Source organism: Microcystis sp. M53598_WE2, from assembly GCF_030067735.1.
Lineage (GTDB): Bacteria > Cyanobacteriota > Cyanobacteriia > Cyanobacteriales > Microcystaceae > Microcystis > Microcystis aeruginosa.
In genome coordinates, this window is record NZ_JASJFE010000400.1 from 1 (window position 1) to 7,498 (window position 7,498).

Consider the following 7,498-nt stretch of genomic DNA (forward strand, 5'->3'; position numbering starts at 1 on the left):
GGATGTGTTTGCCGCTTACAAAGCCAGTTTAGGCTTTGTTTGGGCTTGAAATTTGTTTAAGTCCCATTAGGTACTTACTAAGGCAAAAGGTGGGGAAGTACAAATCAAATCGACACTCTCATCCGGCAACTCCCCCATCAGTGTCAGGCTATTACCCAAATAAGCAGAACCAAGCCGAGTCTCATAATAGGGATTTCGGCTGATTTTGATTAAACCATCGTACTCAGTAACAATTGGCACTACTTTATTTTCTAGCTATTTTTCCTAACTTCTAACCCTGGTTATCGGTCAGGGGTCGATGTTTCTCGACCAAATCGATCGCCTGGCTGACACTTTCCGGGAAAATTACCACTAAACCACCCTCAGAAACCGTACTTAAAGCCTTCTCTAAAGCCTCCGTTTCATCGAGAATAACTTCCGGACGCAAACTGGCATTTTCTTGGCTAATTCCCCTGAGAATTAAATCGGCCACTTCTCCCCGGCGGCGACCGCGAGTATCGTTATCTTCCTTAACAATAATTCGATCGAACATAAGCGCCGATAATTTCCCTAATAAAATTAAATCATCATCGCGTCGATCGCCAGGTCCCCCGACCACGCCGACTTTTTCCCCGGACCAATTGCCGACAAAACCGCCGACGGCTTCGTATCCGGCCGGATTATGGGCATAATCGATTAAAGCGTGATGGTGTCCCAAGTCAAACAGGTTCATCCTGCCGGGGGTCTGGGCCACGGAAGGTTTAAAAGTTCGCACCCCTTGGCGAATTAACTCGATATCGATACCCTGCACAAAAGTCGCTAAACAGGCGGCCAGGGCGTTAGCAATCATAAAAGGAGCCATTCCCTGCATAGTCACGGGAATATTGACCGCTTCCTCGATTCTCAGCGTCCATTCTCCCTCTAGAATCGACAGATAGCCATTCTCATAAATGGCGGCCATGCCACCGCGACGGATATGGTCGTGAATAATCGGGTTATCGGGACTCATGGAAAAATAAGCGACTCTTCCCTTAACTTTTTCGGCCATACCAACGGTCAAAGGGTCATCGGCATTTAAAACCGCGTAACCCTCGGCGCTAACCACCTCGGCCACAACGCTTTTTACTTTCGCCATTTGTTCGATGGTGTCGATATCACCGATACCCAAATGGTCGGCGGCCACATTTAACACCACCCCCACATCACATTGATTAAAAGCTAAACCCGATCGCAGGATACCACCCCGGGCCGTTTCTAACACGGCAATCTCCACCGTGGGATCCTTCAAAATCATACTGGCACTGTAAGGACCGGTGTTATCGCCCTTTTCTACCAGATAATCATCGATATATACGCCGTCCGTCGTGGTAAATCCGACTACTTTCCCCGTTTGTCGGCAAATATGAGAAATTAAGCGGCTAGTGGTGGTTTTGCCGTTAGTTCCCGTAATCGCCAGAATTGGCACGCGACTGGGAGTCCCGGGGGGGAATAACATATCGATAACTGGGGCGGCGATATTGCGAGGTAAACCGCGACTAGGGGCGACGTGCATCCGAAAACCGGGGGCGGCGTTGACTTCTACGATTACCCCGTCCACTTCTTTCAGGGGTTTGCGGATATCCTCTGTCACCACATCGATCCCGGCAATGTCTAAACCGATTAATTTTGCCACTCTTTGGGCGATCCAGACGTTTTCGGGGTGAATTTCGTCGGTACGATCCACGGCGATGCCGCCGGTGCTTAAATTAGCCGTGGCCCGCAGATAGGCGATCGCTCCTTGGGGTAAAATGCTGGTTAATTCATAGCCCTGTTTTCCTAGCACATTAAGGGCGGTTTTGTCAATGGTTATTTTAGTTAAAACGTTGGCATGACCGTCACCCCGGTTGGGATCCTGATTAGTAATTTCGATTAATTCTTCTATAGTTGAGCGCCCATCACCGACGACGTGAGCGGGGATCCGTTCGGCCACGGCGGCGACTTTGCCATTGATGACTAAAATTCGGTGATCACTGCCTTTATAATACCTTTCTACGATCACGCTGCGGGTTTTCGAGGCGGCACTGGCTAGATCATAAGCTTCCTCTGCTTCCTGTTGAGTTTTAACATCGATGCTGATGCCCCGGCCGTGGTTGCCATCGAGGGGTTTAATGACGATGGGAAACCCTCCCACTTCCTCAATTGCCGCTGACAACTCATCCAAGTATTGAATCACCGTACCCCGGGGGACTGGAATCCCACCATCCTTGAGGATAGTTTTCGTGCCTTCCTTGTCACAGGCCAACTCAACGGCTAAAATCCCCGAAAAACTGCTTAAAGTGGCTTGAATGCGCTTTTGGTGAACGCCATAGCCCAATTGCACCATGGCACGAGCGCTCAGGAGTAACCAGGGGATATTTCTAGCTTGTGCTTCTTTGACGATGGTTTCGGTACTCGGACCAAGGGCAGCATTATTGCATAAATCGCGTAAATCGGCTAAATCCTGGTCCAATTCTTCCTTAGAATAGGTTCCCGTATCGACAAGGGATTGACACAAACGCACGGCAGCCCTACCCGCATAACGTCCCGCTTGCTCGTCAACGTACTCAAATACCACGTTATAGACTCCGGGGGTGGAGGTGGCTCTAGTGCGACCAAACCCGACGGGAGTTCCTGCCAATTCCTGCAATTCTAGGGCGATATGTTCGATAATATGGCCCATATAAGTACCAGTGCGGACTCGTTCAAAGAAACCGCCGCGATAACCAGGGGAGCAGTAATGTTCGACTAAACTAGGGAGAACGTCGATTAGTCCCTCGTAAAAGCCTGGGATTTCATTCGATGGCTTCTCTGCCAGATCTTCGAGATCCAGACGCATAACAATGAGCTTGTCGCGACGAATACTCCAGTAGTTGGGACCGCGCAGGGTTTGGGTTCTGAGAATTTTCATGATATAGCTGATGTTCGCTGTTGAGAAGCACAAAGAAGCCGTTGTTTATTGTCTGGTTTTCCGAGATTAGTAAACTGTTCATAGTGAACAGTTTTTCAGGAGTTTTTTTACCCCAATTTAGCGATCACTTGCTGTTTTTTGAGATGATAGCCATCACCGTAGGCAAGAATATGTACCCGCAGATTATGCAGACTCAGGGGTTCGTTAGCGGTGACGTGATGGTGGTTGGTGTGGGACATTTCCCTAGCATCAATTACCGTCACTGTACCGCAGCCGATTACCGTCATCGTGCCATCCCGTTCAAACATAGCGCAGGTATCCTCATCGATGCCAATTCCTAAACGTTCGGGATAACCGGAGATAGCGCTCATTAACCGAGCCATGCGGTTGCGATTGTGGAAGTGTTGATCGACAATGACTTCAGGAATGAGACCTAATCCCATGGCCATATCCACTAGGGCCCGATTGGGTGCTTCCCCGCTGCTGCCCCCAGCAATCATGTGATGACCCATAACGGCGGCCCCGGCGCTAGTTCCGGCCAGGGTTAATTCTCCCTGTTGCACTCTTTGTCTGATTCTTTCCATCAGGGGAGTATCGGAGAGCAAACCGCATAAACGCAGCTGGTCGCCTCCGGTCATAAATACACCTGTACACTCTTCGATGTAGGCTTGAAATTGGGGGTCTTCTCCCTGTACGCGATCACGAATATCGATAACTTTGACGTATTTTGCCCCCATTTCCTCGAAAATCTTCTGATAGCGATCGCCGATTAAAACCGGTTCTCTGGAAGCGGAGGGAACAATAGCGATCACTGCTTCGCTACCCCCAGCGCGATTCCAAAAGGTATGCAGTATCTCTTTACCGTGGACTTTATCCTCGGCACCTCCAATGACTAAAATCGCCGTTTTGAGAGATATGGGGGTAGGATTTTGGTGGTGTTGGGTTTCTAGCTCGATGATCATGTCACTGAACGAATAGACATTTTTAGGGATGGAAGGTTTTTCGGGAAGATGGACAGGTATCTTGATGTTATTTTCCCTGAACGGTTGACGGAAAAAAATGCGGTTTAGGAATATTTTTCGGGACATCAAGCAATAGTAGAGGCGATTTTAGCAATTTTCTTCGATCCACTGGCAATGACGGACTGTTAGTTAACTTTAAGTCTAGGCTAGACTTCGATCACTCAAGCTAGAGCCAGAAAAACCCCTAGACAGTACAGCATAGTCTATCATGTTATCGAGATAGACTAGCGCCAAATTAGCAAGATTTTAACCGATCGAACCGTGACAAAATGATACATTAAACACTATCCCAGTCTAGGCCTTAATTTTCCCCGTGCAGTTTGACATTATTACTCTCTTTCCCGATTTTTTTACTTCACCGCTGCAGTCGGGGTTGTTGGCAAAAGCTCTCGAACGCGACATCGCTAGGGTAAATTTGGTCAATCTCCGGGATTTTGCCCACGATAAACACCGTCGTGTCGATGATGAACCCTACGGTGGTGGTGTGGGAATGTTACTAAAACCAGAGCCAATTTTTGAGGCGATCGAGTCTTTAGAAATTTTACCACCCCGGGAGATCGTGCTGATGACTCCCCAGGGGGAACCTCTCCATCAAGCTTTACTGAAAACTTGGGCCGGTAGTTATCAGCAGTTAATTCTCATCTGCGGGCATTATGAAGGGGTAGATGAGCGGGTTTGTGAGCATTTGGTGACTAGAGAGGTATCTTTAGGGGATTTTGTCCTAACTTGTGGGGAAATCCCTGCTTTAGCGATTATTAACGGGGTGACGCGGTTGTTACCTGGGACGGTAGGTAAGGCAGAATCGTTGAAATTGGAGAGTTTTGAGGCAGGTTTATTGGATTATCCCCAATATACCCGGCCGCCAGTCTTTCGCGGTTGGCAAGTGCCGCCGGTTTTGCGATCGGGTAATCATCAGGATATCGCTGATTGGCGCTATCAACAACAACTGGAGCGCACGAAGGAACGTCGTCCAGATCTCTGGCAAAAATGGCTAGAGGAACCGGATTAATCGCCAAAAATGCTCCCGTGGGAAGTGGGGTGTGGGGTGTGGGTACTTAAAAATCAAAATCACCGGTAAAGGAACGACGGATGGGATAGGAAACAGATTTATATTCTGTAAAATGGGAAGTATTGGTCAGTTTTTCTTCTAGTCGTAATAATACTTCTTGATTATTGATATTATTCCCTTGACTGGTTAGGATAAATCTTACTGGAAATTCTCGCTCTCTTGGATTTTCCGATGGGGAATCAAAAGTCAGTTCGTGGAGATCAGAAATTAACTCTCCTATGGGGGTATAGATGCCAGCTTTTAGCCTACGAGGTTGAACTTTATCGGTGACGGGTTTTTGTTGATAAAAAGTAACAGCTAGTTGCCCTGATGTAATGGTTGAGGTAGAGTTACGAATAATTTCCACTTCCACGGTAGAAAGATCCCCTCGTCTTTTTTTATTAACTTTAACAATGGGAATAATAATTTCCTGTAAACTTGCGCCACCATGAACAAAACGACTTCCCGATCCTTGGATTCGTAAACGACTAATAGATTTGGGAATTTGGATTTCTAGTTCTCCCGTTAAACCGATCTGTTGTGCTTTAAATTTTTTGAGTCTATCGGAGTCTTCTAGTGCTTTACCGATCAGAAAACGCCTATTTTTTTTGATGATTTTATCCCCTGGGACTTCCACCGTGGAAAAATCACTATTCTCGACATCACTATGTTGGTAAATGAACCCATGATCTGCCGTAATCAATAGGTTACTGGCATTGGCTCCCGTCAGTTTTTTAATGAGCTTATCGAGGTCAGAAAAGGTGTTTTCAACCACCTGAAAAACTTGTTTTTCTGTTGCTAATTTATCTCCGATCTGATCAATTTGATTGTGATAAACATAAACCACATCGTGATCTCGAAATAGGGAACGACTTCGATCCTGATTTAATTCTAATAATTCTTTGGCTTGAATAACTGTTGCTTTTTTTTGGATCTTTTGAAAGGCTTTTTGGATAATTTTACGCCGATTTTCTGTTCCTTGAGAGTCTTGTTGATCTACATAAACAGAATCATCAATTATTTCTAGTGTTTGATTAGGCAAAAGGGCAGCCATTCCCAGTGCAGTATAACTGGGTAAGAGAGTGATAGCAGCTTCTAGGGTGGCTTCATAACGATCCTCTTGACGAATTAAACTGACTAACTCATCCCCGATTTCATAGCGGAGAGCATCGGAAATAATGACACAAACTTTTTTATCTTTTTTCAAAAATGGTTCTACCCATTTGCTAAAAAATGACCTTTGTGAAGAGAATTCTATCTTGTTCCATTGGGTGACACTATCAACAAAGACTTGCCAAGAACTATTAAGGTTTAAAAGATAGGAATTTACATAACGGTTTTCAATTTCTTGACTAAGTTTTTCTGTCAGAGTAGGTTGAGCAGCCGCCACCAGATGATAAGTAAATTTACGGTAGAGTTGATCAATTTTAAACCAAGATTGACAATATTTTTCTAAGCCATCTTTGAGGGATTCGATGGATAAGTTAGCTTCATCTAAGACTTGAATAAACTGTGAGGCATAGTTAACAACTTCGTACAAATGTTTAAATTTTCGATACCAGTATCCTTGTTGACGCTGACGCACAATATTAATAACTTCATGAGTCGCAATGGTTCGATTACTAACCGATTGAATGAGATCATGAATTATTTTTAGGTCAATTAAGCTAAAATAATCTATTGAGATAAGTTCTTGATAACGTCGCTGGTTTAGTTTTTCCTTAATATTGAGCATTTTAGCACAATGATCGGATAAGCTTTCAAAAGATTTTTCAAATTGACGGCTATCTTTCCATCTGTTGAAAAAAATCAGGGCATCTTGTGTTAGTGTTTCCTGTCCTTCTAAGGCGTAATTATAACAGGATTTAAAGAGTTGTATGACAAAGTCTTTGATACTTAACTCTGAGGAACGATAACCATAAACTTGTTCCATTTGTTGCCAAAGAAATTTAGTTAAACCAGTGCGATCGCAGAGTTTAAATTTTTCGTCTTGTTGTTCGGCGTATTCTTTTAAGAGTTGTTCTACAATGGAATCTAAACGGGGAGGTGCGGCAGTACAAACCGCCAACATTTTTAGGCGAATATTGGTTTTTGTGTCATGGGGTTGAAGTAATTGTTTTAGGGATTCTCGGCGTTTATTAGACAGAAAAAATTCACGATGAGGAGCAAGTACATCGGCAAATTCTGTCCCTAGTTCTAATTCGTTTAGCCAAAGAGAAACTTGATCGCTGCTGAATTTTCCCTGTGCTAACTCCACATCTAGTAACCAGTTATCTAAATATTCTGGTTCTTTGCCTTCATGGTATAAGAGGAATTTTTGTTGAGGTTGTTCTTTTAAAATTCGATATTTTAGTCCAAATTCGTTATTTTTTATCTCTATTTTTTCAATGTTTTCTAATTCTAATCTCTCGAAATCTGAGCGTAACTCTTTTTCGGTGTCATACCAAAAAACAATCCGGTGACGCTCAAAAAGTTTAGTTAAGGCTTGTTTAATCTGCTGATTCAAGGGGTTAATCTCCAAAA

The 7,498-nt window shown here is 44.6% G+C and carries 4 protein-coding genes; 1 reads left to right on the forward strand and 3 read right to left on the reverse strand.

The features are described 5' to 3' along the window. Positions 1-271: 271 nt before the first annotated feature. Positions 272-2,905, reverse strand: a complete 2,634-nt coding sequence (gene cphA / locus PX636_RS08550) for a cyanophycin synthetase (RefSeq protein WP_288116759.1) — start codon at positions 2,903-2,905, stop codon at positions 272-274. 107 nt (positions 2,906-3,012) lie between these two features. Beyond that, positions 3,013-3,867: a cyanophycinase gene (locus PX636_RS08555; RefSeq protein WP_012265808.1), complete on the reverse strand. Its 855-nt coding sequence runs from the start codon at positions 3,865-3,867 to the stop codon at positions 3,013-3,015. A 373-nt stretch (positions 3,868-4,240) separates the two neighbouring features. Here PX636_RS08555 and trmD point away from each other — a divergent pair, with 373 nt between their 5' ends. Further along, on the forward strand, positions 4,241-4,936 hold the full coding sequence (gene trmD / locus PX636_RS08560) for a tRNA (guanosine(37)-N1)-methyltransferase TrmD (protein WP_159294095.1): 696 nt from the start codon (positions 4,241-4,243) through the stop codon (positions 4,934-4,936). Between the two features lie 46 nt (positions 4,937-4,982). Here the strand turns inward: trmD and pglZ are convergent, their stop codons facing one another. Then, positions 4,983-7,496, reverse strand: a complete 2,514-nt coding sequence (pglZ, locus tag PX636_RS08565) for a BREX-1 system phosphatase PglZ type A (RefSeq protein WP_502882863.1) — start codon at positions 7,494-7,496, stop codon at positions 4,983-4,985. Between the last annotated feature and the right edge of the window lie 2 nt (positions 7,497-7,498).

Coding starts and splice junctions, on each gene's coding strand:
- cphA (WP_288116759.1), bottom strand. CDS start 2,905: ATGAAAATTCTCAGAACCCAAACCCTGCGCGGTCCCAACTACTGGAGT.
- PX636_RS08555 (WP_012265808.1), bottom strand. CDS start 3,867: ATGATCATCGAGCTAGAAACCCAACACCACCAAAATCCTACCCCCATA.